This window comes from Sporolactobacillus shoreicorticis (genome assembly GCF_024125445.1).
Classification (GTDB): Bacteria; Bacillota; Bacilli; order Bacillales; family Sporolactobacillaceae; genus Sporolactobacillus; species Sporolactobacillus shoreicorticis.
Genome location: NZ_JAMXWM010000002.1, coordinates 222,253 through 248,471, shown reverse-complemented (window position 1 = coordinate 248,471; position 26,219 = coordinate 222,253). Strand labels below are relative to the sequence as shown.

General features: G+C 42.1%; 20 protein-coding genes and 2 pseudogenes. 4 read left to right on the top strand and 18 right to left on the bottom strand.

What is annotated here, in order from left to right; translation table 11 throughout:
• Positions 1 to 244: 244 nt before the first annotated feature.
• A complete protein-coding gene (locus tag NIE88_RS02765; protein WP_253058457.1) occupies positions 245 to 484 on the bottom strand; it encodes a hypothetical protein in 240 nt (79 codons plus the stop codon).
• 368 nt (positions 485 to 852) lie between these two features.
• On the opposite strand from NIE88_RS02765, the gene pflB reads away from it, so the two are divergent.
• Both pflB and pflA read left to right on the top strand, forming a co-directional pair.
• Positions 853 to 3,111: a formate C-acetyltransferase gene (pflB, locus tag NIE88_RS02760; protein WP_253058455.1), complete on the top strand. Its 2,259-nt coding sequence runs from the start codon at positions 853 to 855 to the stop codon at positions 3,109 to 3,111.
• 104 nt (positions 3,112 to 3,215) lie between these two features.
• Positions 3,216 to 3,980: a pyruvate formate-lyase-activating protein gene (gene pflA, locus NIE88_RS02755; protein WP_253058453.1), complete on the top strand. Its 765-nt coding sequence runs from the start codon at positions 3,216 to 3,218 to the stop codon at positions 3,978 to 3,980.
• A gap of 497 nt (positions 3,981 to 4,477) precedes the next feature.
• Here pflA and NIE88_RS02750 read toward each other — a convergent pair.
• From NIE88_RS02750 to NIE88_RS02720, 7 genes and pseudogenes are all read right to left on the bottom strand, one after another.
• Positions 4,478 to 4,695: pseudogene (locus NIE88_RS02750) on the bottom strand (helix-turn-helix domain-containing protein).
• Positions 4,696 to 4,846: 151 nt separating this feature from the next.
• Positions 4,847 to 5,062, bottom strand: a complete 216-nt coding sequence (locus tag NIE88_RS22970) for a hypothetical protein (RefSeq protein ID WP_444965490.1) — start codon at positions 5,060 to 5,062, stop codon at positions 4,847 to 4,849.
• Between the two features lie 559 nt (positions 5,063 to 5,621).
• On the bottom strand, positions 5,622 to 6,038 hold the full coding sequence (locus NIE88_RS02740) for a PTS sugar transporter subunit IIA (RefSeq protein ID WP_253058451.1): 417 nt from the start codon (positions 6,036 to 6,038) through the stop codon (positions 5,622 to 5,624).
• 21 nt (positions 6,039 to 6,059) lie between these two features.
• Complete coding sequence (locus NIE88_RS02735; protein WP_253058450.1) at positions 6,060 to 6,899, bottom strand: PTS system mannose/fructose/sorbose family transporter subunit IID; 840 nt, start codon at positions 6,897 to 6,899, stop codon at positions 6,060 to 6,062.
• Positions 6,889 to 7,680 (bottom strand): PTS mannose/fructose/sorbose/N-acetylgalactosamine transporter subunit IIC, encoded by a 792-nt coding sequence (locus NIE88_RS02730; RefSeq protein ID WP_253058448.1) that lies wholly within the window; start codon positions 7,678 to 7,680, stop codon positions 6,889 to 6,891. Before NIE88_RS02730 ends, NIE88_RS02735 begins: the two co-directional genes overlap by 11 nt.
• 12 nt (positions 7,681 to 7,692) lie before the next feature.
• The gene (locus NIE88_RS02725) at positions 7,693 to 8,163 is read right to left on the bottom strand and encodes a PTS sugar transporter subunit IIB (RefSeq protein WP_253058446.1); all 471 of its coding nucleotides are present in this window, start codon (positions 8,161 to 8,163) and stop codon (positions 7,693 to 7,695) included.
• Positions 8,164 to 8,170: 7 nt separating this feature from the next.
• A complete protein-coding gene (locus tag NIE88_RS02720) occupies positions 8,171 to 9,400 on the bottom strand; it encodes a glycosyl hydrolase family 28 protein (RefSeq protein WP_253058444.1) in 1,230 nt (409 codons plus the stop codon).
• Between the two features lie 185 nt (positions 9,401 to 9,585).
• On the opposite strand from NIE88_RS02720, the gene NIE88_RS02715 reads away from it, so the two are divergent.
• Both NIE88_RS02715 and NIE88_RS02710 read left to right on the top strand, forming a co-directional pair.
• Positions 9,586 to 10,572 (top strand): helix-turn-helix transcriptional regulator, encoded by a 987-nt coding sequence (locus NIE88_RS02715; RefSeq protein ID WP_253058442.1) that lies wholly within the window; start codon positions 9,586 to 9,588, stop codon positions 10,570 to 10,572.
• A 65-nt stretch (positions 10,573 to 10,637) separates the two neighbouring features.
• Positions 10,638 to 10,808: pseudogene (locus tag NIE88_RS02710) on the top strand (IS5/IS1182 family transposase); the annotation flags it as partial.
• A gap of 392 nt (positions 10,809 to 11,200) precedes the next feature.
• On the opposite strand, the gene NIE88_RS02705 reads toward NIE88_RS02710, so the two are convergent.
• The 10 genes from NIE88_RS02705 to NIE88_RS02660 form a co-directional block, all read right to left on the bottom strand.
• Positions 11,201 to 13,300, bottom strand: coding sequence for a glycoside hydrolase family 36 protein (locus tag NIE88_RS02705; protein ID WP_253058440.1), 2,100 nt, complete (start codon positions 13,298 to 13,300; stop codon positions 11,201 to 11,203).
• A 72-nt stretch (positions 13,301 to 13,372) separates the two neighbouring features.
• Positions 13,373 to 13,864 carry a PTS sugar transporter subunit IIB gene (locus NIE88_RS02700; RefSeq protein ID WP_253058438.1) on the bottom strand — a complete coding sequence of 164 codons (492 nt, stop codon included), beginning with the start codon at positions 13,862 to 13,864 and terminating at the stop codon, positions 13,373 to 13,375.
• Between the two features lie 15 nt (positions 13,865 to 13,879).
• Positions 13,880 to 14,686: a PTS system mannose/fructose/sorbose family transporter subunit IID gene (locus NIE88_RS02695; RefSeq protein WP_253058589.1), complete on the bottom strand. Its 807-nt coding sequence runs from the start codon at positions 14,684 to 14,686 to the stop codon at positions 13,880 to 13,882.
• Complete coding sequence (locus tag NIE88_RS02690; RefSeq protein ID WP_253058436.1) at positions 14,679 to 15,497, bottom strand: PTS mannose/fructose/sorbose/N-acetylgalactosamine transporter subunit IIC; 819 nt, start codon at positions 15,495 to 15,497, stop codon at positions 14,679 to 14,681. Before NIE88_RS02690 ends, NIE88_RS02695 begins: the two co-directional genes overlap by 8 nt.
• Before the next feature lie 95 nt (positions 15,498 to 15,592).
• A complete protein-coding gene (locus NIE88_RS02685) occupies positions 15,593 to 16,000 on the bottom strand; it encodes a PTS sugar transporter subunit IIA (RefSeq protein WP_253058434.1) in 408 nt (135 codons plus the stop codon).
• A 133-nt stretch (positions 16,001 to 16,133) separates the two neighbouring features.
• Complete coding sequence (locus tag NIE88_RS02680) at positions 16,134 to 18,731, bottom strand: sigma 54-interacting transcriptional regulator (protein ID WP_253058432.1); 2,598 nt, start codon at positions 18,729 to 18,731, stop codon at positions 16,134 to 16,136.
• Positions 18,732 to 19,043: 312 nt separating this feature from the next.
• Complete coding sequence (locus NIE88_RS02675; RefSeq protein WP_253058430.1) at positions 19,044 to 21,326, bottom strand: alginate lyase family protein; 2,283 nt, start codon at positions 21,324 to 21,326, stop codon at positions 19,044 to 19,046.
• A gap of 176 nt (positions 21,327 to 21,502) precedes the next feature.
• Positions 21,503 to 24,451 carry a discoidin domain-containing protein gene (locus tag NIE88_RS02670; RefSeq protein ID WP_253058428.1) on the bottom strand — a complete coding sequence of 983 codons (2,949 nt, stop codon included), beginning with the start codon at positions 24,449 to 24,451 and terminating at the stop codon, positions 21,503 to 21,505.
• Positions 24,452 to 24,580: 129 nt separating this feature from the next.
• Positions 24,581 to 25,408: a PTS system mannose/fructose/sorbose family transporter subunit IID gene (locus NIE88_RS02665; RefSeq protein ID WP_253058426.1), complete on the bottom strand. Its 828-nt coding sequence runs from the start codon at positions 25,406 to 25,408 to the stop codon at positions 24,581 to 24,583.
• Complete coding sequence (locus tag NIE88_RS02660) at positions 25,405 to 26,214, bottom strand: PTS mannose/fructose/sorbose/N-acetylgalactosamine transporter subunit IIC (protein WP_253058424.1); 810 nt, start codon at positions 26,212 to 26,214, stop codon at positions 25,405 to 25,407. The genes NIE88_RS02665 and NIE88_RS02660 overlap by 4 nt, the downstream gene beginning before the upstream one ends.
• Positions 26,215 to 26,219 lie beyond the last annotated feature (5 nt).

Sequence of the window (26,219 nt, the reverse complement as noted above, 5' to 3'; positions counted from 1 at the left end):
CCCCTCTCGACTATGGGGATAGCCGTTAACAATCAACTGAGCGGCCACTATTTTGTAGATCCTGCCCAACAACTATTATAATACATTCAATCATTTAAATATACTAGTATTTCAATTTTCATGGATTTTATATTGGGAAATTCTGCAGGGTTGCTTGTGGCAACAAAAAAAGCTATACCATGAAAAATTGCACATGTATAGCTTCTTTGCTGATTCGTATTGCAAGCAGGAAGTACCTTCACACTCAATAGACACTGATATCTCGAATGTTTTTAAATAGTTTCGGAACATTGTGTTTCTTTACTTCAGAATTATAAAAAGCTCTATTCTCCAATTTATTGAATTTTTCAACAATAACATAAGCAGTCAAATACAGTTTCAGCTTATTCTTAACAATTTCTTCTTCGCTGCTGCCAGAAACAGGCTGAGACTGAACGACAATCTGAGCAAACTTCTGGGGATCTAAAACAAGTTTCTGTTCCATACATGGTGCCTCCATTCAATGATGATGATCCGTGATCTGTGTAACCACGGAGCTTCAGTCAAGTCCTTTACTCATCGATTATTCGGTGCATCAATGTCGTATTTCAGCCCCAGTATAAACGACACATACCAATCTGTAAAGTATTTCAGCAACCCTTCATTACGCTGTCACTCCATGCTGAAACGTACATTTGCATCATTTTCATGAACCATGCATCCTAAGCATTTACGTCTTCTGACATGACGATTCTTACCTCTCGCTCCAATTGTCACAAAAACTTAGAAACAATTTCAATAATTGCAATGCAATTTATTTCTTTATAGGATATAATGGTTCCATAAAAGAAATTTAAATTGGAGGAATGAAAGATGGCAGTACAAGATCCATCGTTAACTGATCCTTTTTGGAAGGGCTTTCAAAAAGGATCATGGCAAAATGAAATTAACGTAAGAGATTTTATCATCCGCAACTATACGTCTTACGATGGTAATGAATCTTTTTTAGAAAAGGCGACTGAAGCCACTGCGACATTAAATAATAAATTGTTGGCTTTAAAAATGAAAGAGCGCGAACAGGGTGGGGTCATTGGCGCGGATACAAAGACCGTTTCAACAATTACATCTCATAAACCTGGATATCTTGACAAAAATCTTGAAAAAATCGTCGGCCTGCAGACCGATAGACCGCTAAAAAAAGCGCTGATGCCTTTCGGCGGAATTAGGATGGCAAAAGACGCACTCAGTTCCTATGGGCTTGAGATCAATCCGGATGTTGATCATATTTTCACTGATTACCGCAAAACCCATAATCAAGGGGTCTTCGATGTCTACGATAAAAACATGCGCAAATGCCGGCACAACAAAATCATTACCGGCCTCCCTGATGCCTATGGACGTGGTCGACTGATTGCAGATTTTCCACGTATTGCCCTATACGGCATCGATCGATTAATGCAGCAAAAGGCTAATGATTTTGATAACAGCGGTGATGGGGAAATGACGAATGACACAATCCAGCTTCGTGAGGAAATTACCGAGCAATACCGCGCGTTAAACGCCATCAAAAAAATGGCTGAAAGTTATGGCTTTGATCTATCCAGACCTGCTGCGAATGCTCGCGAAGCACTGCAATGGATCTATTTCGGATATCTTGCTGCCATCAAACAACAAAATGGCGCGGCGATGTCGATTGGACGCATTGATGCCTTTATAGACATTTATATTGAACGCGATCTGCAACTTGGTGTGCTGAACGAGCAGCAGGCGCAGGAGTTAGTCGATCATTTTACAATGAAATTAAGAATGGTCACATTCATTCGTACACCTGAATACAACGCGTTATTTTCCGGCAACCCGATCTGGGCAACCCTGTCCCTTGCCGGAATCGCAATGGATGGCCGCCACATGGTCACCAAAAGCTCTTACCGATTTCTTAATACACTGGCGAACATGGGACCGGCACCGGAGCCGAATATTACTTTGCTTTGGTCGGAAAGGCTGCCAAAACATTTCAAGAACTATGCCGCCCGGGTATCCATTGAAAGCTCTACTGTGCAGTATGAAAATGACGAACTAATGCGCAATCAATGGGGAACAGATTATTACGCGATCGCCTGCTGCGTCTCTGCACAGCCGATCGCAGACGGCATGCAATTTTTCGGAGCCCGTGCAAATCTTGCCAAAGCTGTGCTTTACACAATTAACGGGGGTGTCGATGAAATCACGAAACAGCAGGTCGGTCCGGCATACGAACCGATCAGCGGCGATACCATTACGTATGATGAATTCACGAAGAAGTTCGATCCAATCATTGACTGGTTGGCTGACACTTATGTCAATTCGCTGAACGTTATCCACTACATGCATGATAAGTATTATTATGAATCGGCACAGATGGCGTTGAAAAATACACAGTTGAACCGAACCTTTGCCACCGGCATTTCCGGATTGTCCGTAGCCGTCGATTCAATCTCGGCAATCAAATATGCCGCCGTTCATATCATACGTGATGAGGACGGAGTTGCCGTTGACTATAAGGTGGACGGAGATTATCCGAAATACGGAAACAATGATGACCGTGCCGACCAAATTGCTGTTGATTTAGTAAAGAAATTTTATACAAAAATGAACCGGCATCATCTCTACCGCGGTGCCAAACTATCAACGTCTGTGCTGACCATTACATCGAACGTCGTGTATGGCAATAATACCGGCTCAACGCCAAATGGACGCCGAAAGGGACAGCCGTTTGCCCCGGGTGCCAATCCATACTATGGTTCGGAAACACATGGCGCACTCGCCTCACTGCTTTCTGTCGCAAAATTGCCATACAAATATGCAACCGACGGCATATCCAACACATTTGCCGTAACTCCGTCGACGCTCGGCAAAGATCTTCAGTCACGCAGCAATACACTTGTAAATATGATTGACGGTTATATAAAGAAAGACGGACATCATTTAAACATTAACGTACTCAGTCGCGACACACTCATTGATGCGCAAAAGCATCCGGAGCAATATCCGACACTCACTATTCGTGTCTCCGGGTACTGTGTTTATTTTGCTGATTTGACGAAAGAACAGCAGGATGATGTCATTTCACGGACATTCCATAAAAATCTTTAATCAATGCAGCTATATGTATTGAAAACAAATGTTAAACTGAGTGCGAATACAGTAATACTTTTTAAATGAGCGATTCGTCTAGACACGGAGAGGAGGAGTGAACCGTGACTACCGAACAGAAAGAGACAAATCATCATACGATCCTCGGATGCATCCATTCAACAGAGAGTTTTGGTGCCGTCGACGGACCGGGCATTCGTTTCGTCGTCTTTGTTCAGGGATGTCGGATGCGTTGCATGTACTGCCACAATCCAGATACGTGGCGAATAGGCACCGGTGTACGTGCCACTGCTGATCAGGTGCTTTCCGAGGCACTGCCTTACCGCTCTTTCTGGGGCAGCGACGGTGGAATCACCATCAGCGGTGGCGAAGTTCTGCTTCAACCGGAATTTGCCATTGATCTTTTTACCCAAGCAAAAAAACTGGGTATTCATACATGCCTTGATACAAGCGGTCAGCCTTTCACGCGTCAACAGCCTTTTTTCGTTATGTTCAAAGAATTGATGAACGTAACCGATCTTTTACTCGTCGACATCAAAGAAATTGATCCGGAGAAACACCGAAAACTGACCGGATTCGACAACGCCAATATCCTCGATATGTGTCGCTACTTATCTGATATCGGCAAACCCGTTTGGATTCGGCATGTCCTTGTACCCGGATGGACCGACGACAATAAAGATTTAATCGCATTAGGCACCTTTATCAAAACATTGAATAATGTCGAACGTGTGGAAGTCCTTCCGTATCACACCTTAGGGATAGAAAAGTATCATCGCCTTGGCATACGCTACAGACTGGAAGGTACTGAACCGCCAACAGAACAACAAATTCAACATGCAGAAAGGCTGCTGAATATTCGAAATTAAGGATTGAAAAATCAATAATGCTGACCTAAAGAGGCTATTCATAAAGTTGTTGATCAACTTTATGAATAGCCTCTTATCAGTGGTGGCAATATTTATCTGGACGGCACAAAAATCGAAGAAAATGCTAATCACATTAGGTGCGGAAGCGAAAAAATTACAGTCGAATGTCTGCCAACCGTAGCAAATCCAGATCTTTCATTGCGAGCAACACGCTTCGCGAGGATTGCTCGTGAGATCAGCTGTCCCCTCAGACAATGTTGAATGAACTGTGTCAAAGACCAGCCACTCAGATTGGCCTTGATCATCAATGCTTTCAAGCCTATTTCCCGGAGATCAGTCGGGCTGTCTATACTAACACTAGCCGCTCGCTATCCTTACCAGGTCTTGATGTGTCAGTCTATTCAAGCGAACTGTTGCAGATTGCTTGAATAGAAGGACGAACCTCCCTGATCAAGGAATGTGGAGTACATTGATGGATCTCCATGAAGGGAAAAAAGTTATCTGATTTCAAAAGATAAGATTTTGGTAATCAACTGGGTATGAATCCGACCACGGAGTATTTCATCCACACCATACGATGATTCCCGTAGTCGTCTTTCATCGGACGAAGCGAGCCCTTGGCGATAAAACCGCTGTAGTATTTCACAACGCAGTTGATCGCGTCTGTATCACCATCAGTAGCTGCTACAATCACATTAGAGAGAACTAAGTTTATGAATTGTTTTCATAAGGGTGTCCCTCCATAAAACTTTATAATAAAAGCGAGTCCACTGTTCGGTGTCGATAGAAGGTTGAACAGTCACTTTCAGCAACTATGCAATTTGTGTGTATCATTCATGTTCATGAAATAGTAAAGCAGGATAATGTCACGTTTCCTGTTTGAAAGATTCTGCGGCCTCACCAAGCAAATTGTTTTCTACAGCAAGAGAAGGCCCATTCAGGGTGAACGTATGAAAATCAGCAGGATGAGAGTCAATCGTTGAAAACTGATTAGTGATATAATCGCCAATGTCGGAAAAAGAAGCCTCCCGTTGAGCAAGACGTCCTAAGTATTTCAGATAATCTTTACGCTTGTCCTCCATAGCACGTTTGCAGATGTAGTCAAACTGATTTTCGATGTTTATTGAGTGAAGATGTTTTCATCGTTTCTCACCCCCTTTCAAGGCATGAAAGAGAGTAAGCGACCGCTCTTTTGCGTCCCCTTTCGTACTAAGTCCCGACATGAAAGAACTGTCAGTTGCACTGCTGGCAAAAAAACTAAAAAAATTCTTATAAACCAAAAAAACATATAAACAGACTGTCGAATCTGCTTATATGCCTCATTTATTCTTTCTATATGAAACAGTTCAAATTAATACCCACCCATATCACTCGGACTTGTATGGATCTTCGAACGGTTTAATGGCAAACATACCTTTTAAATACCGCTGACATTATTCTTTTGAAGGTCATGAAAATCATGCTTCAGTAGTTGCATGCTGGATTCATAAACTCCACTTTTAAATCTTCTAGTATAATAAAGTCACCTCTTTATCACGTTATTCTAACGAGTTCAAGCGTTTACGATACTAGAAGCTATCGATGCCTAATCAATATAAAAAATCTAGTTCCCACAAAAATTTACACCACGACTTTGTACTATTACTCATCATCAGCATCGACTTCGACTGATTTTTCGTTCATGTAAATTATTGAATGTTGGGCATCAGCTACGATTGCACGTACTCGTGTATTTGTCAAGTAGCTATTAGATGTCTCCATCATAAACGCCAGCGCTAGCGGTAAGTTGACTCCTGTAATCAGATGGGTATGTGCACGCGAAACATACCGCATAAATTGCTGATTCACACTACCGGCCATCATATCCGTCAAAATAATAATCTCAGTGTCGCTGTCAGCCTCCATTAGCCTCGCCACTTCTTCGTCAATTGGTCGACTATTGATATAAGCTGTCAACACTTCAATGGTCTTTGCAGCCTCTCCACCAATGAACCGAAGTGTATCCCGAAGGCCGCCTGCTAATCGATGATGTGATGCGACTATGATTTTTCTCTTCATTCCTAACCACCTGCTCTATCTTTATGATTTAAATATTCCGAAAAATGTACCGATAAGCGATAGTGCGATAATCAGGAGAATTGCTCTCGTCGGTGTAAACCTTTTATGATTGAACAGCTTATACAGTGCGACTGTCAACAACATTGGCAACAAACAAGGCATGATCTGATCAAACACACCTGTTTGCAGATTCAACTTGACCTTTCCCATCTCAAATACAACCGGCGTGCTGATCTTCACGACTGTTGCGATCAAGGCACCGATTACAGCCAAACCTGTGATTGATGCTGCATCGGTAAAAATAGAAAGCTTATTGCCAAGCGTATCTATAATTTTCGTTCCAGAAGTGTAGCCGAGTTGTACGAACCAAATTTTTAGGAAATAGATCAAAATGTTGACAATGAGCCAGATGATCGCACCAAGTGGATTCCCCTTTAAAGCCATATATCCGGAGATCGATCCGATAATCGTTGGCCATAGAACCCAGAACACGGTATCCCCAATGCCGGACAATGGTCCCATAATACTAGTTTTAAAAGACTGAATTGTATCCTTAGCCTTGATACCATCCTTCTGTTCCATCGCGACAACGGCACCCAGTACAAGATTAGTCATCTGGGGGGTTGCATTGTAGTAATTAAAATGGTTAAGAAGCGCTTCTTGGTATTCATCATCATTTGGATAGATTTTCCGCAAGAGTGGTGCTAGTGTCCACCCAAAGCTAGTTCCCTGCTGGGTTTCATAGTTGAACAAATTTGCTGGCACCATATTCCAGCGGTATGCAACATGGCGGAGGTCTTTTTTTGTGACCCTATAACGCGGCGGTGTAGCAGACTGATTCTCTGCTTTCTTATTCGTCATAATCGTCATTCTCCTCATTCTGGTTAGTGACCCCTACTACAGCTGGGGTACTGCCTTTTTTTGTTTCTTGGAAGAAGTACCAGTACGATGCCGCAAAACCAATCAAGGCAATACCAAGCAACGGCACTTTCACGTATGCTGCAAGCACGAAGCTGGCAATTATGAACGGCAGGAACTTCTTAACTGGCATGTAGTGCATTAATAATGCAATACCAACGACTGGAAGCATACCACCGGCTACAGTCAGACCATCGGTAACCCAAGCCGGAATTATTTTCAGCAATTGCTTCACAACAATGGGGCCTGCCACTACAACGATTACTGTCGGCAGCGCCGTCTGTAGAAAGAAAAGGGTTGGACCTAGAATCGCGATCTTACGCATCTTCATGAATTTCTTCTCTCTGACTAAACGGACCATATAGTGCGCTAAGAAGTTGCAGATGATTCGGGCAACAACTTCCAGTTGGATTGCCAACAATCCAACCGGAATTCCAATAGCGACTGCAGAGTTGATCCCTGTGCCCGTGCGAATTGCAACGAACCCGCCAATGATAGTCGCAAGCCCATAGTTAGGGGCCGAGGCCCCACCAAGTGCTGCAACCCCTAACATCATCAACTGGAATGTCCCCGCAACGGCCAAAGCTGTTTGCATATCGCCCATAATGATCCCGACGATCATGCCAACGATAACTGGAAACCATGAAATAATAACCGGACCATTCTCATCGACCATCATCAGACCGGCCAAGACAATGATTAGAATATCTTGGACAATTTCCATCTCAATCACCCCTTACCTTGCTTTAAACGGCTGTTCTGGATCACCTGGGATATACTGGATCACAACAGGAACGTCCTTTTGTTGAATCATCCCAATATCAGCACGTTCCTCATCGTTTAGAGCAACAAACTTCGTGATAGGCTCACGACCATCTTCGTTAAAAATGATACCGAGATCGACCTTTGGAATTCCCACACCAGCATTGATAAGCTTAAGTAGTGTCTTAGGCTCCTTAACTAGAATGAAAACCCGCTGAGCATCATATTTGCCCGCCTTAAAATTTGTAATAGCCTTTTCGGTGTCGATAATAGACATACCCGTCCCTGCAGGTTTTGACATCCGCATACCCGCTTTGATTGATTCATTCTGACTGATTGCATCGTCAATAACCATGTATCGTTTTACATCAAGCGCTTGGCCCCACTGATTCACGATGATTCCGTGAATCAATCGCTGATCGACTCGTGCTAGTACTACTGTCATTTAAAGTTCACTCTCCTTGTTCATTTGAACTGATGTACGCGGATACCGTATAACCATCGAAATGAAGCGGTTCCCCATTCTGCTGCGCAATCACAGTCGGACGCGTAAATGTCACGTTCTTAATGCTTAACTCGACGGATTTATCAATCACCAGTAGCGGTCCATTTTCCGGTGGGGTGATTCGACAATCGTGCAAATTCAAGCGCACTTGTTCACCATTTCCAATGAGCTCTGAAGTCGCATCTATATGGTCGATCAAATTACCCTTGAACGTCAATTCGCGTAACGGACGGCCGTTTTGCATAATCACTTTATCACCACAGCGATACATCATAAGGTGACAAATCCCTGTGATCAGTGAATCTGAAATCACAATGTCGTGGCCTTCATCACGTACCTCATCCGCATCAATGGCATAGTACTTAAAACAGGCATGGCTATAGTACGTATTTTCCGAACGATGCGGATTGCGGCCTGGACCTACAAAGATGCAGTGACTAAACTGCAAATTAGTGCCGCCGATTCGCATACTATTGCAAGCCGTGTTCAGCCAACTATCCGTGACCGTCAAATCGACAACATCATAACCAGCAAAGCAGTCATCCCCGGTCTTCAATATGCAATCCTTCACAGTAATATGAGTGGAATGATGCAGATTGAAACCGTCATGTCCGGCAATGATCGACACACTACTGATTGACACATGTTCACATCCAGCAATAACATGAGACCAGTTCGAGCTATTCTGAATTGTGTATCCGTGCAACTGCAAATTAGTGACACGGGCAAATACCAGCCCCATCGGTCCACGGAACTTTTCTTCACCATTTACATCGAAAACGTCATGGCCATCGATAATTGCTCCCGGCTCGGCCTCAACAGTCACGTTCGTTGCATCATACGCAGTAATTAGTGCTTGGAAGTAGTACGGCGGCAAATGCCACGCCTTGACAAAGTACTCATCGTGCAAATAGCGAATATCAGGCTCCTCATCAAAAGTCTGATAATCTTTCAGGTCGGTCGATCCATTCAACACTGCGCCGGTTCGAAGGAGCAGCCGAATGTTGCTGTACAGCCTAATACTGCCGATCGTATACTGACCGGCCGGTACAATAACCGTGCCTCCGCTGGCATCCCGACAAACATCAATACACCGCTGAAATGCTGCGGTCTGAACAACAGAACTATTCGATTCTGCGCCGAAATCTATGATGCTAAAATTCATTTTGTCAGTCAAATAAAATCACCTCATACAAATAATAATTGCTATATAGCATGCCTGTAGATGTGCACGAGATAGACACGCTGCATTAAACAGGAAACGTTTCCATATTCTAATTATACAATTTTTATATATATGTTTTGAACCGATGAAACTGTATAATAAGTATCATAATCTTACCTCTAAAGGAAATGAGAACAATGTACAAAATCGATGCTATCGATCCACCTATCTATATTTGGTCAGGCGAGTTTATTAACGATGATGGTCATTCATGGCAGCATCGGGCCATGGCTCTCGATCACAATTTTGAGCTAATTATCGCAACAAGCGGCACAATCAGTCTGATCGCCAATGGAACACAATATTCCCTTTATGAAGGTGAATGCCTTCTTCTGCCACCATTCACTCAGATTACCGGTGACACTCCTTCTACTGTTGCGTTCACAATCGATTGGTTGCATTTTCTTGCAAAAGGTCAGCCAGCTTCTGAAACTGACCCGGAATATCTTAAGGGACTTCAAGACATCACCGCTCACGTTACTCCGACAAGCATCAATCACTTGATTTATTTACCGACCAAATTCATGCTTCACAACAAGCACTATATTTTTCAACTCTTTCGTCAGCTACTAACAATGTCTACAGTCAAAAGTTACTCGGGACGCAAGAACGATTTTATGACGAGCCTGCTACTGACTGAGCTATCAAACGACTTTCTTAATACTCAGTCATTACTGCACGCAAAGAATCCTTCCAACGTGGAATATATTGCAGAGTGGGTCCGTGTGCACCTGGCAGACAATCCAACGGTTGCCTCCATTGCCGATCAATTTGAACTCAATCCGACCTATCTGTCGCGCAAATTCCGTAACGAGTATGGTATCGGTATCAAGTCATACATTTTGGAACAGAAAATCATCTATGCTCGTTATTTGTTGTCTACCACAATCCTGCCAATTAATGATGTGGCGGAGCAATCCTTTTTTGAAAGTCCTAAGCACTTCATGCGCTCCTTCAAGCAACATGTCGGCGTGACTCCAACTACCTACCGTCATCTATACTCAAACACTCATATGAATTCAACCAGCGTAGATCCAATATCGCCAATTCCAAGTGAATTAGGAACACCAGCGCTGCGTCGACTGCTCAACGATATTTTTAGTAACCATGAAACACTCACTTAGAGATTCTTTAAATCAAAATCACCCTTCAATGAACTTCTTCCTTAAGTTGAACATCTTTGCTTACCTTTAAAGAGAGAGCAAAAGAACGCTATAAATTAGAAGCGAAGAATAGTGAATAAAAACATAGGCACGGGTATGATGCAGCGAGGTCCTCGAGCCTGGTTGGCATGAACATACAAGGATCCGCGACGCTATTCACGGTGAATGTAAAGAAAATACTGAAGCTCATAGGCTAACGAGAAGGGAGGAAGCACCCCAGATTCAAAGAAAAAGGCAACTCAGAAAATGAAAATTTTGAGTCGCCTTTTTTATCGCATTATTCAGTTCCACTTAAATAGCATAAGTTTTTCAGTAGCCTCAGAAAAAGTTAGACTTTTTTCTCTCCGCCCTTGTTAAAAGATTTTGGGACATTCTCTTGAATTACCGGCCCGTTTCTTAAAGCGCCGGTATTCACTTTCTCCAAAGACTAGTGCCCTTGACCTTTTTGCTTCTTCATAAATTTATCTACTGCAATATCGTGTTCATAGTCCTGAATATATTTTTTGAACATGCTTCATTCATTGCTTATTATATTTACTTTTTACACATAGACGCACATTCAACCTGTTCTTCACTTATCATTTAACCACTATGTTTCGGATATGATCAAGGCAACGGCTTGGTAATCCTCACTGAATGTGAACTCGATCCCAAACTCGTTCTCCTCAATCTTAATTTGTTGATTCTGTCCAAATGAATCAATCAGAGTGTACTTTTTAAAATTGAGCGGCAGGTGGATCCTTCGCCCTTCTTTGAAGCAATGTACGATGATCAAAGCTTCCTTTTTTTCGGTATGGTATCGAACAATTCCCTGTGTTCCAACCGGATTCCGATAAGATAGGACCGGTTTGCCATATCGATACGTTTTTCCATCCCTGACGATCGGCTTGATTTTGTTATAAAATTGGATTCCATCTTCAATAGTCTTCCATTGATCCGAGTTTAATTCGTGAATGTCTCCGGACAGACACATTCTTCCAAGAAATGTATTGATCAGTGAATAAAAGATTCGCTGCTTTGTATCATTCTTCCTTAACACCGCCCAGACCAGCGATTGCTGTGGGAGCATCACGCGATGGAGATTAGCAGCAATAATCGGGATCGATACGGTTTCATGGGCATCAGAAAACGATGAGATATCGGTCAGCGAAATCATTGACGGTTCCAATCGATGACCCCCTGAAGAACAATTCTCAATGACCAATTCAGGACATTGCTGATGGATTTCCCGGAAAAAATCCTGAGTCGCTGACAACTGCTCGCGATTTCCCTCACCCAATGAATCAGCATGGTCAAAACCAACGCCAAAATTATCATTATAATCGATCTTTAAGTAACCGAAGTGACCGTTTTGGATAAAATTAATGATTTTTTTCCGCAGGTAGTCGCGCACCCATGGATCCCTCATATCCCAAAAACGCCGATCTCCTGTCGTAATGGGCACACCATCTTTTTTCAGCAGATGATCAATCAGAGTGAATACCGAAGCATCACGTCCTACGGTTTCGACTTCAAACCAAATACCAGGTACCAGTTTGGCCTCTTTAATTTTTTGCACAACTAAGTCTATGCCATTTGGGAATTGCTGCGGGTTAACCTCCCATTCCCCCATGTTTCGCTCCCAACCAAGTGTCTGATCGGCATACCAGCCCGCGTCGATGATATAGTAATCAATTTTCTTATCTTTTAACCGCTCAAGATCTCGTGTGATCGTTGCTTCAGTTGGATTTCCCCATGTTGTGCAGAATTCATTAAACATGACCGGGAGTTTCTGCTCGTTCGGCTGTTCTCTCAACTTAAGTGCACGCTTTTGAAAAGCGGTCAGTCTGTCGGATGCGTCATCAAGATCACCTGAACACACCGTCAGCAATGCAGTCGGTGTTGTAAAAGACTCTCCCGATCGGATTGTTTTCAGCCACTGGCCGTAATCACGATCAGCTAACCCGCCTGAAACGCATAGATCCTCATCAAGCCGATACCATTCGATTTGCCACGAACCCGGATGCGCGAGTTGACCGGCCCAGGCAACTTGATGCTGCTCATCTTCAACGCAGAAGTAGGGGAAATAACCACGGACCGGCATTGATCCAATTTGACCATATTTTTCGATACCGGCCCCGGATGGCTTCCAGGACGGTTCAAGCTGATAATACTCAATCGACTTTCGTTCAAGTCGTCCTTCCATTCCCCATTTACTGCGTAGGCGCGATAAAAATAGATTACCCGGTTGATTTTCATGATTAAACGGACTGAGATTACTCAATGAGAAACTGGAGAGCATTTCAATTTTCTGCAGTTGATCAATGCAATTTTCAAAGGTCACAGCACTTGCAATAACCGGATAGCCTTTATACCAGGTTGCATGATGAGTCACACGGTTTCCATGCCTGTCTTCTAAAACTGTATCGATCCGTACAGCTTCTTCATTTTCATATTTTTCTTGTTTCCGGTAGTGTAAATCACGTGTCGTCTGACTGTTGCGCATCGTCGTTCCTGTGACAAATCCTTTTGGATAATCATCGCCGACCAATTTGATCTGAACAATTCCATCGTGTTTTTTACGTTCTGGTAATCGGACCCGATCATTCATTTCAGCCGGATAGATGATCCATTCGACATTGCCGGATTCATAAAGAAGATAGTCGATGTTCATATCGCCAAAAGTATAGCTGTTCAAAATAGAAGCCATTAAATGGGTCCTCCCTTTTTGCATGGATGATAAAAAAGAATGCCGTTTTCCAGCATTCTTTTTATTTTTCGTTCAAGACTTTTCTTTTAAATCTTTTTTTGTCAAAAAGGCTTCGGGATCTGTTGGCGTGCGAATGGTCGTAATTTGGACACCTGCATCAAGTATTTCCTTTAGCGCTTTTTCTTCCGTCAAAGTAACGGAAATTCCCGATTTAAGTACTTTAGTATCGTCTCTTGCCGAAATATTGCCGATGTTAATTCGCTTAATTGGCAGACCTCGTTTCAGCAAATTGAGAATTACAACCGGTGATTTTACGATTACAAAAACTCTCTGACCCACATATTTTCCGGCTGATATATTGAGAAATGCTTTTTCCTCCGAGATGATGGATGTATTAACGGATCCCGGGGCAACCATTCGCAATAAAGATTTTTGCGTCTCATTCTGAGATACGGCATCATCAATAACCATCAAACGTGTTGCTTGTAATGCATTCGTCCATAGACCGGCAACTTGTCCGTGAATTAATCGATCATCAACTCTAATCTCAATAATTTCGTCCATTCAACAGTCCACCTTTCATCCTAAAAACCCGATTGCTGATAAAACAACAGCAAGTATTAGAACTAATAATATAATCCGAACGGGAGTCATTGATTTTCTACCGAGCAACCAAAAAACAAGTAAGACAAGAGCTGCAGGAATTAATCCGGGCATAATTGAATTGAGAATTTCCTGACCTTTTAAAGCAAGCTTCCCGGAATGATAAGTCGCCGTAACATTTGCAGTAACAACTGTCGATATTAGCGAGCCAACGACCATCAAACCAACGATTGAAATTGAACCGGTAATACTCTGCAACTGATCCTTTAGCGTGGAAATTAATTTCACACCAGAACTGTAGCCCGCTTTAAAAAATGGAATAACCAGTAATTTAATCACGATCATGACTGCCAGCCAGAGCAACGCTCCAAGTATATTCCCCTTTACGGCCATCGATGCAGCAATGCCACCAAAAATTGCACTCGGCGCTGAAAGAAGCAATGTATCACCAAGACCCGCCAACGGTCCCATCAGGCTGGTTTTAATCGACGGGATTGTCTTTAACGAGGTTCTTTTTTGTGTTTCCTCAATGCCGATATCGACACCCATAATAAATGGTGTAAACATAACATTTGTATTGTAAAACTGCAAATGCGTCAGCACGGCTTTTTTCAATGCCTCAGGATCATCCTTATAAATATATTTTAATGTTGGGTACATCGCATAACAATAGGATAAACCCTGCATCTTTTCATAATTTAGCGAGCCGCAGCTCCCAAAAAGGACAAACCGTCTGAGTGTTTTATTTTTAATATTAGCCGGAACGTTGATTTGATCATTCATCACCTTCGATACCTCCTCCATTTGAAAGCTGAGATACGTTCCTCAAGGACGAATGCGACAGACGCATTTCCAGATCATGTTTTTTCTTTTCATTGGTAAAATTAATGAAAGCCCAGGCAACAGCCAGGAGAGCAACACCCAAAATCGGTACTTTCAAATAGGCTGTCAACACAAAACCGACCAATAATGCTGGCCATTGCGCTTTTACTGGCATCGTTTTAAGCAGCAGACCTAAACCGACTGCTGGCAGCAGACCACCGGCTACTTGAAGACCGCTTAGCAGCCAATGCGGAATGATTTCAAAAAGCCGCTGGACCAACTTTTGTCCAAAAACGATGGCTAAAAGAATGGGAATACCGGTAGACAGCATAGTCAGGATGTTTCCGCACCATTGCCACAAACCGAGCCGACTATAAATTCCTTCTTTAGCATCTTTTTCTGCCCTGTGTTGGAAGTAAATGTTAATCGTCTTATTTAATACATCCAGCTGAACCATCACAATCGCTACAGGAATGCCAATGGTTATGCCAAGACTACCGCTCGCACCTGTTGCAATCGCCAGATAGGTGCCAACAATGGCTGCCGTGGGATAATCAGGTATTGATGCTCCTCCAAAGCTACTGATTCCCAATGTCATTAATTGCAGCGTTCCACCGACAAATAACCCAGTTTGAACATCGCCTAAGATGAGGCCAGTGATCAGACCGCACATTAATGCCTGCCATAACCCCAATGCAGTAACCCATCGTTCATAGTTCATAAAGAATCCGAACAAAATAACTAAAATAATCTGCCATAAAGCAATATGCATGCTCTTTCCCTCCCTCGTATTCATTGACGTGCACGTGCATTATTCAACCAGTAATCCAATCACACAGCCGATACATGTGTATTGCTCGTTGCTCCTTATTCATCTCCTTCCGACATATATGATGCATGATCGCCCAGAAGCATCAACTTGGGTGCGGCCGACGCCATGATTTGAGGCAGCACATCGTCCAACGATCCAGTGTCTGACACCACAGCAGCTAGCGCCGTCGGGAAAGTGATATTGGAAATGATAGCAGACGATTCGTGATCATTTAACAGGGTAAAAAAGGTCTTAAACGGCGTCCCATTAAATATATCCGTAAGTACCAGAATATCTCCCTGAAGGTGATTAACCAGATCCTTTGCTTCCTTTTCAAAATCATAAATACTTTTATCTGCTAGACAGACGGAAGAAACATGTGACAAATCGCCGGTAAAATAGTGCAGTGTGTCCAAAATGCCGTCTGCTAATTTTCCGTGCGAAGTAAGAATGATATGATACATTCACTCACCTCCCTTCAATATATTTACCAGCAATTATTGTGCCAACATAGTAGCTATCAAAAGTGCCTCAAAATAAAGAAAATCAAAAAATAGTGTCTGATCAATGACCAGACACTAAATGATTTATCAGACACTAACTTTTGTTGGCTACCACCTGAGCAATAATTTGATAAATTGTCGCATATTCCGCTTTGGGGATAACAAGGTTATAAGTCGAAAGAATTTCTTTAAAATTAAGATTAGAAAAATCAACAAAATCCTGAAATACTTCTTTATGATTACGAATGAAAGGAGTAAGCGGCTCGTCAATGCCTTCACCCTTAAGTAATCGTTCAATCATTGCTGAAAGATGAAGAAATAAATTAATGCGCAGAAAATTCTTAAATTCAATATTATAGAACTTCTCATATCCTTTAATAACTCGATCGACTTCATTAATTACTTTTACGGGGTTCAAGAAATTCAAACGTTCACTTGCTCCTTCCAAAGTAAAAAGCTTGATAATTTCATTTGTACAATCTTTCACATTTTTAACCAGAAAGGGACTGAGCGAATTCAGGCTGGACATTCCGTTAACAATTTCTTCAATATTAATTATCGGTAATATTCGATTATCCAAATTCGATGTTGTTAATATTGCAATTGTATTTTTGAAGATCAGGGGTTTGTTCCTGTTAATGAGCTCAATAAGATGGCGGTAGTCCATTGTAATGATTTCTACATCATGCGCATTTATATATTTTGATACGATATCTTTCATCTTGACGGCGATCCCCTCTCCTGAAATGCAAGAGATAAGAACATTCTTTTTTTGCGATAAACCAGCATAATATTGTTTATGGGGAACAAAATCAGCCATCTCAGACTCAATTAATTCCATTAACGGAACGCCTTGATGTAGTTTCAAGCCATAATTCAGCACCATCGCCGTAGAGACATTATTTACGATCAAAAGATCGCCGTTAACGTTTTGAATAATTTTTTCGTACATTTCCTCAAGGGACCCCATGTCTACCAATAATAATAATCCATGACTTGTATCAATCGACCGGACGTATTCATTGACCCTCTGAATAATCTCTTTGACTCCGACATTAATTGGCATGTCAAAGCCTTGATAAATATAGTCGCCAATCATTTCATTCGCCGTATAAGCCAGACTTGTTGCATTATTTTCCCCATGCATGACAATAATCGCTAAAACATTCGAACTAAAGTGACTGTGCAACTGTACATATGCCGTTAGCGTTGCGGCCAGACAACTCCTCATTGATGGGCAATTCTGGCCTGAACATGCTTTTAGCATCGTCGTTGAAATAGTAAAGCTCCGAAAATAGATCATTAGATCTTTCTCAAGAACAGTAAACGTCCTCGACATAAACAACGGATTGATGCCGTAGATATAAATGAGTAAACCGATTTCATTGATTTCTTTATCGTTAAATGTAAGTCCATAATGCTTGCCAACTTTGCTCATTTTTCTCAGCATATCAGTTAATTCCGGAATCAAATCCGCAATATTTAATCCATGATGGCTGGCAAGAGCAGAACTTAATTCATTTTCTATATCTTCTATAAGTCGAGGCAGCCGATTTATCAATGATTTAAAATCAAAAATCTGGTCGATTTGCATTGCAGCGGTTGCATGCTTATCAGGATAGCCAATAAAGTTTTGCCGCTTACTTTCATTATTCCAGATAAATCGATACATGGATGCCACTTCAAACGACGCCAATCGATTATAAGCGCCAGTTTTGGTTAATACAATTTTATTGTCAGAAGCCGTACTTAAATTTTCAGCGATTTGAACTTTAATTCGATTCTTTAATTCACCAATATTCCCGTCATAACGTGTACTCATTACGGTTGCAAAATATTTTTTATCGACATAGATATCATGCTGCACAATTTTTGCCTGTTCATTATAAAAAAAAGCAGCAATATTAAACCGTTCCATATACGAACGTTTATCATAATCCGGTAAATTAATTTCCAAGGGGATGCGTCTCCGAAAGGTTGAAAGAAGTGTCGATTCTATATCTTCAGTCGTTGCCATGATAAGACGAACATTAACATGCTGCCAATTCTTTTTATCACCTAATCTTCTGAACTTATGCTGATCAATGAGTATGAACAATTTCTCCTGATTTTCAGCCGATAGATTATGCACTTCATCAAGAAATAAATAACCCCCATCCGCTTCATCAATCAGGCCCAATGTTGTTTCCTGTGCTCCGGTAAATGCGCCCTTCTGATAACCGAACAATACGGACGACAATAACTCAACGTTATTTGCATAATCGGCACAATTCAAAACAATAAAGGGGGCATGATCGTCAATAACGCTGTGATCGACCGCATAACGATAAATAAGAGACGCAAGATAGCTTTTCCCGACACCGCTATTTCCCTTAATCAAAACAGGAAGCCCATTCGGATAATTTACTGCTGCTTTGCATTTTTTAATCTCATTTCGTATACTCAATTGATAACCGATAAACGATGAGAACGTATCTGCTTTCTGATCATCATTCTCATTCACTGTTCTGAGAAAAAAATGTGTCGGACGTGTGTTGTCTTTATTAATTTTTCCCTCTTTAACCAGTTGATTTAAATGACTGCTTGCCGTATTTCTGCTCATAGAAAAATGTGCAGCCACATCGTATGCGGTAATTTCTTTTTTTTCATAATGATGAACGATATACTGGAAAATTTTATCTTTTACACTCATTCTTGATGATCGCTCCCATATTGATATCCGTAGTAAGTATCCGCTTACATTAATCATATACGAAATGATGAGCCAAACTCAACCATTATCGTGATCTGATTATCTCTTGTCTTCACGTTCACATTTCATTGGTCCGCTCCATGTCTTCATCTGTAGACGACAAAATCATCGGCAGTTTCATACTTAACAACTTTATATGCTCAATATCCAAGAAGGCTTAACTAACAGTAAGAAGAGGGTCCCTCATTTTGACAATGAGGACCCTCCATAATAAATACGCATATAGGCAATAATGTTATTTCATCTGTCGTGTTAGTGCCTACTTGATGAATAGGACAAGTAAATTTTATCCTTTACTGATGCGTTTTTGATTGTACTTGCTGAAACTTCAATTTTTAGGGGAACTTTCGGTTTTCGGATCAATTGAAGGACCAATTGACGATCACTTTCTTTAACGACAGCAACGGACGATCTGAAATGACTTGGAAGCTGCCACCGTACCCCTTTAATCTCCGAATTTGTATTCACCTTCGCATTAATTGTAATTTTATCGCCGATCCTCGAGAAAGCCCGAGCAGAAGCTTGAAGCTTCAATGAGACCGTTGCTTTGCTTTCGCTGAGAAGCATGGCATCGAAATATCCGACCGGCACACCCGCCTCATTCTTACTCGTCGGTTGTCTGGCTATTGTTTCCGTTGCTTGTAGAATGGCGGAAATATCTTTGTGTGTCGCAGTCTGATTGACATAGTGATTATAAACGATTTCCAAGAAAGGTGAACCGTCATTGGAGACTCCTCGTGAGAGATCGGAAATAAATGTTTCCGAAGGGACACGTTCACCTAAATTGTACGTTGCGTTATAGAGTACCCCTTTCAATAGACGACTGTCATAAGCATCGTAAATATTGATTCCCTGATTCCATGCAATATCACTCTGAAAAGCCAGACCATTCAATCCCAATTGCGCATGAGCTTCATCACGACTACTTTCCTGAGATTCACCGGAGGCATAGATATAATTCGGCAATGATCCCATTGATGGATAGGTTTCATCAACTGCATCGCCCCGGTAGAATTGACGAAGCGCTGTGTTAAACAAATCCGTATCGTTCAGATAAACACCAGCCGCCATATTAAAACCGCCGATCAGTGCGTCCCACGCTCCATTCGCCTGCGGATAAAAATCAGCCGAAGAAGTGTACGCACCGCCTCTGGCAATCAGCATATCTTTTATAAAATGATCAAAAGCTTGGATATCCTTCTCTTGCCACTTATCTTTCTGTGCGATCGTCGGATCCTCATTGTAACTATACCTGAGGATTTCTGCCGCGCTAAGATAATCCGGACCAATTAGTGCAAATCGCAGTTTTGCATCGTTTCCATGTCCGACATCTTTCAGCGTATAGGACCAATCGTTTACTATTTCAATGGCTTTTTTTGCATTGGCAATGTCACCATCCAAATACCAACGTAGCGCATTAAAGTGCGCGGCAATGCCGTCTCTGGTAAACTCACTGCCACCGAAATTCGGATTGTTGTAAGGACCGACATCGATCAAAGCCTGAGGATTATCCTGATAATCGGCACTTGAGAATGGTGAATCTTTCAATTGTTGATAGCCTTTTCCATATATGGAATTCGGATCATCCTTATTCACTTTCATATTTTTTAAATCGTCGATTGTATAGTAAATCCCCGGATGCTGAAACTTAAAATTTTGATTGACATTAGGTACTTGACTGGCATTCACGTAATCATTGCCAATATAAGTGACATCAAAATAGTCGAGATTCGGTCCATCGTAAACGCCTTGACCAGGAGGCGCCTGAATGCCGAGCGTCAGATCATTTTTGCCAGCCTTGAAATAGACGTTCATATAATTATTGTTCCATTTCGTGTTGTTTCTAACCTCTGCATAGTTATTATTACTCTGCGAATCTGTTTGGGCATCGTTGCTGTTATAACCGGAAATGTTGAAGATCATCCACCCCGTCCAACCGTTATTGCTCAGTGAATCGCTTGAATTATTGACCGTCACACGGCAATTCCGTTCATCACGCGCGTTCCGATTGGCATTTAACTGTTTTCCATTAACCGCGATGGCCGTTTCCGTTGCCGGATTATTATATTTAAAACGAACACGGTAAAAGCCCGATTTGGGTACATTGACTTTCCAAGTTACGGTATCCTGCCCTTCGGGTATCGTATTTTCATAGGAACCAGCATCTTCGACCGGTTTACTGAAATCGACGAATTTACCTTTTGACGCATTGTGCAAAACAATAAAATTTTTCAAATCAATTTTTTTCAGTTCATCTGCGTGGGCTTGTCGATTATTTTCACTGATTCCGCTCGTTACCGGTATTTTCTCTCCATTCTTTCGAATGGCGACATTTCCTGTATGCGTATCGAAATTCTCTGCTTCATAGCGTTTCGTATAGTGTCCATTTGTACGATTCCATCCCTGTACGTGTTGAAATGGAGTGGACCCATCGATTCCTTTTGCATCAACATTCTGAGCAAATTCATTAGCCACCGGGAAAGACAACGAGAATCCCAAAATTGTGGACAAAATGATTTTAGTGAATTTTTTCATCATTTACCCTCCCCCAAGGATAATAGTCTCTGGAATCAAATTAACAATTTCTGAAAAGACTCAATGAAAAGCAGACAATGCTTCGTGCACTCATAAGGGTAAACATGCCGTTTTTATCAAAAAACACCTGTATGGATGCCTGAACCAACCGACAAATCCGATTCCGTCCAAATGATTTATTGGTCAAGATCGACCTGATGCCGAGTGCCAAAGATGTGGAATTCACTGCGGGTTGAGATGCCAGGATACATTGGGTCGGTGTCCGGGCCGGGATTATCTACCTGAATTTTTAAATATCTAAAGGTGGAGTCAACCAGCGTATCTTTTACGGCAACTGTTTCCATTTTGTTTGTCTGGCTAGTCTCTTTTTCTGTCAGAAGTGTCCAGCTTGTTTTATCATTGGATCCGTAGACATTGGCCCCCTGCAGTCGATTCGGAAATCCGGTTCTCGCCTCGAAAGCAAAGGATTGTGCGGAAATTCGGTAACTACTTCCAAAATCGATAATCACAGGGACTAATAAATTACCATCGTACGTGGCCGGATCATTATCAATGAGATTCTGTAAGTTAATTGTTGCGGATCCGGCGGTACCCTCAGTCATTGAAGCATAGGCGTTATAGTTGAGAGTTCCGTCGGACAGCTTCGGATTGAGTAATTCCAAGTTTTGAATCGCTTCCGACAAACTTTGCAATTCACTTAAAAAGCGATCTGAGTCGCCACTATTGATTAGGTTACGAACTTTTTGCTGCTCGTCATTAACATTCTTCAATGAAGTCGTTGTATACTCCTGATCAGAATCAAAATTCTTGATAATCGCATGATAGGCTTCTTCTCTATCCGCGACGACATTAAAAGTCAGGCGGACTGTGCGAACAACCGTACCATTATCTATACGGACTAAAACGGATTTTTTCGTTTCTGACGTCGGCTTCCATTCAATCTGTCCGCTTTGATCAATGGACATCCCAGCAGGTGCGTTATCCAGTGAAAAGGTTGCACCGGTTGTGTTTTCCGTCTTTAGCTGTTTTTTAAAAGATTCATTTTTAACCAGATAATAAGTGTTGCCATCGGTTTCATCAATAGACGGGACAGACGTCTGAATGCCGCCAGTTCGATTCAGGTAGGCCAGTTGGTCAAAATCTACCTTCGCCTCACTGTCGGATATCACTGCATAGAAATCCATATAGCCGGATTGTTTCGCAGATCGTGACTGTATCTGATCGGTACGTGTGGAATAAATTAGATTGATCCATTTGCCATGTGTGTCCGGAATTTCAGCAGTTTGGTATGGCTCAGCACCATCATTACTGCCACTGATCAACAGCTTGGCAGCTGCATTAGAACGTATGCGTAACGCAACATACCCAGAAGTGCCATTATCTTTAACTAGAGATGACAACGCAAGTTGATTGGCACCGCGGGCGGTTGTCTTATCTTTTCGATACAGTTTATCATATTCGGTTTCTTTGATTTCCGACCGGTTTTTAGCCGACCGAACGCGAATGTAGTTCTCACTGCCCGTATGAATCTGTTTGGCTCTCTTGGTGTCCAGCAAGACAGCACGTTTGGCAAAGCTGACATTAGCGTTTTTCGGCTGCGTCGTTGGCACGGCCTCAGATAAACGATACCCTTTATCTTTCGGAATCGACAACCAATATTCGGCACCAATCTCTGTCATTTTATTATCGCTGTAACTTCCCCAAAAATTTGTTAGCGTCGTCCCATCATAGAAAATCGGTGCGTTCAAATGTTCCGCTGCGTTCACAATATTCGGAGCAATCTTATTCAGCTTCGTTTTAGAATAATGTTCGCCATATCGGTAAGCATCGTACAGCTCACTAGAACTGAACAACTTGCCTAGCCGGCCGCGTGAATCCTCAGAAATGGCATCTCCAAAATCAATAATTTTATCGGTACCGTTGGCATCCCAGGCCGGATATGTTTTTCCTCCATCCTGCTTAAGCTTAACCCATGGCACCGTATAGCCGCGATTATAACGATAGAACTGTTCGGCACCAGCTAGTAACCGGTTAGTCAAAAAGCGATAGGGTGTCTGTGCATTACTTTTGGTGGATACCGTTCCTTTTTTCGGATCCACTTTTGTTTCTTGCTGGCTGAGTATACGAGCAATACCAATCAGACAAAGAACATCATCTTTCGCATGGTTCTCGTCGCGACCCATTTCCAGATGCTGCACATACGACTGTCCGACCGGATTGCGTGGGTCTTTCGCGTCTATTTTGTGAAAAAGATTAGCTAGCGACCCGTTGATGAGTGGTTTATCAGTCGTTGCATTTACCGTTGCCCATTCGACCGTCCGGTCATAGGCTGTTTTGTCATTTTTAAAAATTGAACCGGCGAAAACCCCGGTGATTGAATACAGATGCTGTGCAAGATATTTATTATTTGAAGTTAAGAATGTATTGACTGTCGGATCAATCAGATTTTTAATCAATTTCTGATTGTCTTCACTTTTCCAGCGTAGATCAACCTTTTGCGTATCTCCGTCGGAAGAGTCTGGATCATTATAGATCGGGTCATCCACCGAAGTATATTTCAAAAGTTCGGCGGCACTGACCATATAATAAAACGGAACCGGTACATGAATATGCGAATCTGCATAATATGCATACTGATTTGGATCCATATTTTCCCAAATTCTTACAAGACGGATTGCGTTGTAACGATACTTCTTATCCCCAGTTAAATAGTACATGATGGCCTGCGTATATGCTCGAAATCCATCGGCACTTAATGTGATTTCCTGAGAGTTGTTTTTAAAGGTCGCATTTTTCGGTGTATCAAATGTACCCGCTTTCAAATTTGCTGCTTTAAATTCCTTTGAAGCATAATCCGCTGACGCCATTGCCTGATAGTACGCAGTCCACGGTTGTCTGCCTTTAATTAGTTGAGTCCGCGTTTCAATAAGGCGCTGCGGATAAATGCTGATACCTGGATGAACAAAACCATTCTCCTTCGTAATTAGTAGTTTGACATTATGGGTCACGACCGGTGCTGTAGATGACTCGGCATAGGACACTTTACTATTTACGGGTAGGCCCATTCCAGCAATCAATAGAATGATAATTAGGATATGCAGAGCCATGTGTCTTTTTTTCTTCATTTTTTTCTCCCCTCCTATTTTTACCCAATTTAAAAAGCGGGAGCTCTGTCATGATCAGATTCAGACAATGACTAAGTTCCCTGTAACAACAAAAATACAGCTTTTATACGTAGATCATAATCCTTTGAATCATCCGGCAAAGCCAATTCCGCCAATAATCACTGCAAAGATTAGCAAGCCAATTAGGAGCCAGTTAGCGGATTTCCCTTTGTGCAGCAGGTAAAGAAGTAACATAACAAGCGACAGCGGCAAAAGTCCCTTCAGAATTTGATCAATCACGGTCTGTAAATCAAATTTTGCTCCCGCCAGTTTCCCGCCAATTGTCAACTTAAACGGCACATTGAGAAACGTCATCGCACCAATCATCATCATTCCAAGAATCGAACAACCTTTAGTAATTGATTTCAGCAAACCGCTCTCTGTTGCTTTTTGTATATAGCCTGATCCGAACTTATATCCGACATAACCGCCATAGTAACGTACAAAGTAGAATGGAATATGGAAAATCAGTAAGAACAAAAGCGGTCCTAAAATGTTGCCTTTCATGGCCATGCCCATTCCGACTCCGGCAGCAATGACACGAAGCGTTCCGGTAAAGAACGAATCACCAAGACCGGCAAGCGGACCCATCAGACCTACCTTCAGACCGTTAACGCTTTCTCCGATATTTTCGATTGGTTTCTTTGCATTTTCCTTCTCCATCGAATAGACGATTCCTTGAATAAACGGAAGAAAAGCCGGGTTGGTATTAAAATACATCACATTTCTTTTCAACGCTTCGTAATAAGCATTTTCATCGTTTTTATGCAATTTTTTTAATAATGGCATCAAGGTCCAACCAAAGCCGGGACCTTGCATACGCACATAAGTCATATCGTTCATGACGAACATTCCTCGCCAGAAGATTTTGCTGATATCCTTTTTTTCTTCTCTTGTCAAAGCTGTCGTTTCACTCATGATAAAAAGTCCTCCATTTCATCATTTTTTCCGTTGACAGGTTTTGCTGAGCCCGCGGCTTTCAACGCATCAAATTCTTTCCGTTTTTTGAAGTCATTCATAATGTAGAACACCGCAAAGGCTCCACCAAGTACCGCAATACTCATTGTGTCCATCTTCAGATACGCAGCCAAAATAAAACCGACAAAGAAAAATGGGAATATTTCTCGATCCCACATGGATTTAACCAATATAGCAAACCCAAGTGCCGGTAGAACCTGAGCCATAACCGTCAGCATTCTGTTCACGGAATCTGGAAGCGCTGCCATAAATGCTGAAATTGAATTTGATCCGACAAGAATGACGACAAAAGTCATGATCGCATAAACAAGTGGGTAGAAAATCATGGCAAAGAAACGTGCCCGTGTGAATGCTTTGTCATTATGCGCTTCGATTTTTTTGTCTTCATAAGCAACGACAAAGTTGAAAATTAAGCAAACAATATTAAATAGCAATACAGACAGCAGACCGATCGGTACAGCAAGCGCAACCGCTTGTGCCGCACTTTGATGCAGAATAATACCGAATCCGGTTCCAAAAACGGAAGCAGCCGCGATATCTGAAGGTACGGATCCGCCAACCGAAAATGTTCCCATAAAGACTGCTTCAAGCGTTGCACCGAGAATGATGCCTGTCGTCATATCACCGAGAACAAGGCCGACGAGTGGTCCAATGACAATCGGCCGAATTTGGATATTAGCCCATCCCCAATCAAGGAATTTTGTGATGAACATGACAATTGCGAGCAAAAGTGCTTGTGTGATCATGACTA

Coding starts and splice junctions, on each gene's coding strand:
- NIE88_RS02765 (WP_253058457.1), bottom strand. CDS start 484: ATGGAACAGAAACTTGTTTTAGATCCCCAGAAGTTTGCTCAGATTGTC.
- NIE88_RS02705 (WP_253058440.1), bottom strand. CDS start 13,300: ATGGCTTCTATTTTGAACAGCTATACTTTTGGCGATATGAACATCGAC.
- NIE88_RS02730 (WP_253058448.1), bottom strand. CDS start 7,680: ATGGAAATTGTCCAAGATATTCTAATCATTGTCTTGGCCGGTCTGATG.
- NIE88_RS02680 (WP_253058432.1), bottom strand. CDS start 18,731: ATGAGTGTAAAAGATAAAATTTTCCAGTATATCGTTCATCATTATGAA.
- NIE88_RS02670 (WP_253058428.1), bottom strand. CDS start 24,451: ATGAAGAAAAAAAGACACATGGCTCTGCATATCCTAATTATCATTCTA.
- NIE88_RS02660 (WP_253058424.1), bottom strand. CDS start 26,214: ATGATCACACAAGCACTTTTGCTCGCAATTGTCATGTTCATCACAAAA.
- NIE88_RS02725 (WP_253058446.1), bottom strand. CDS start 8,163: ATGACAGTAGTACTAGCACGAGTCGATCAGCGATTGATTCACGGAATC.
- NIE88_RS22970 (WP_444965490.1), bottom strand. CDS start 5,062: ATGGAGGACAAGCGTAAAGATTATCTGAAATACTTAGGACGTCTTGCT.
- NIE88_RS02740 (WP_253058451.1), bottom strand. CDS start 6,038: ATGAAGAGAAAAATCATAGTCGCATCACATCATCGATTAGCAGGCGGC.
- NIE88_RS02690 (WP_253058436.1), bottom strand. CDS start 15,497: ATGCATATTGCTTTATGGCAGATTATTTTAGTTATTTTGTTCGGATTC.
- NIE88_RS02715 (WP_253058442.1), top strand. CDS start 9,586: ATGTACAAAATCGATGCTATCGATCCACCTATCTATATTTGGTCAGGC.
- pflB (WP_253058455.1), top strand. CDS start 853: ATGGCAGTACAAGATCCATCGTTAACTGATCCTTTTTGGAAGGGCTTT.
- NIE88_RS02695 (WP_253058589.1), bottom strand. CDS start 14,686: ATGAATGATCAAATCAACGTTCCGGCTAATATTAAAAATAAAACACTC.
- NIE88_RS02735 (WP_253058450.1), bottom strand. CDS start 6,899: ATGACGAATAAGAAAGCAGAGAATCAGTCTGCTACACCGCCGCGTTAT.
- NIE88_RS02675 (WP_253058430.1), bottom strand. CDS start 21,326: ATGAAAAAATTCACTAAAATCATTTTGTCCACAATTTTGGGATTCTCG.
- NIE88_RS02700 (WP_253058438.1), bottom strand. CDS start 13,864: ATGGACGAAATTATTGAGATTAGAGTTGATGATCGATTAATTCACGGA.
- NIE88_RS02665 (WP_253058426.1), bottom strand. CDS start 25,408: ATGAGTGAAACGACAGCTTTGACAAGAGAAGAAAAAAAGGATATCAGC.
- NIE88_RS02685 (WP_253058434.1), bottom strand. CDS start 16,000: ATGTATCATATCATTCTTACTTCGCACGGAAAATTAGCAGACGGCATT.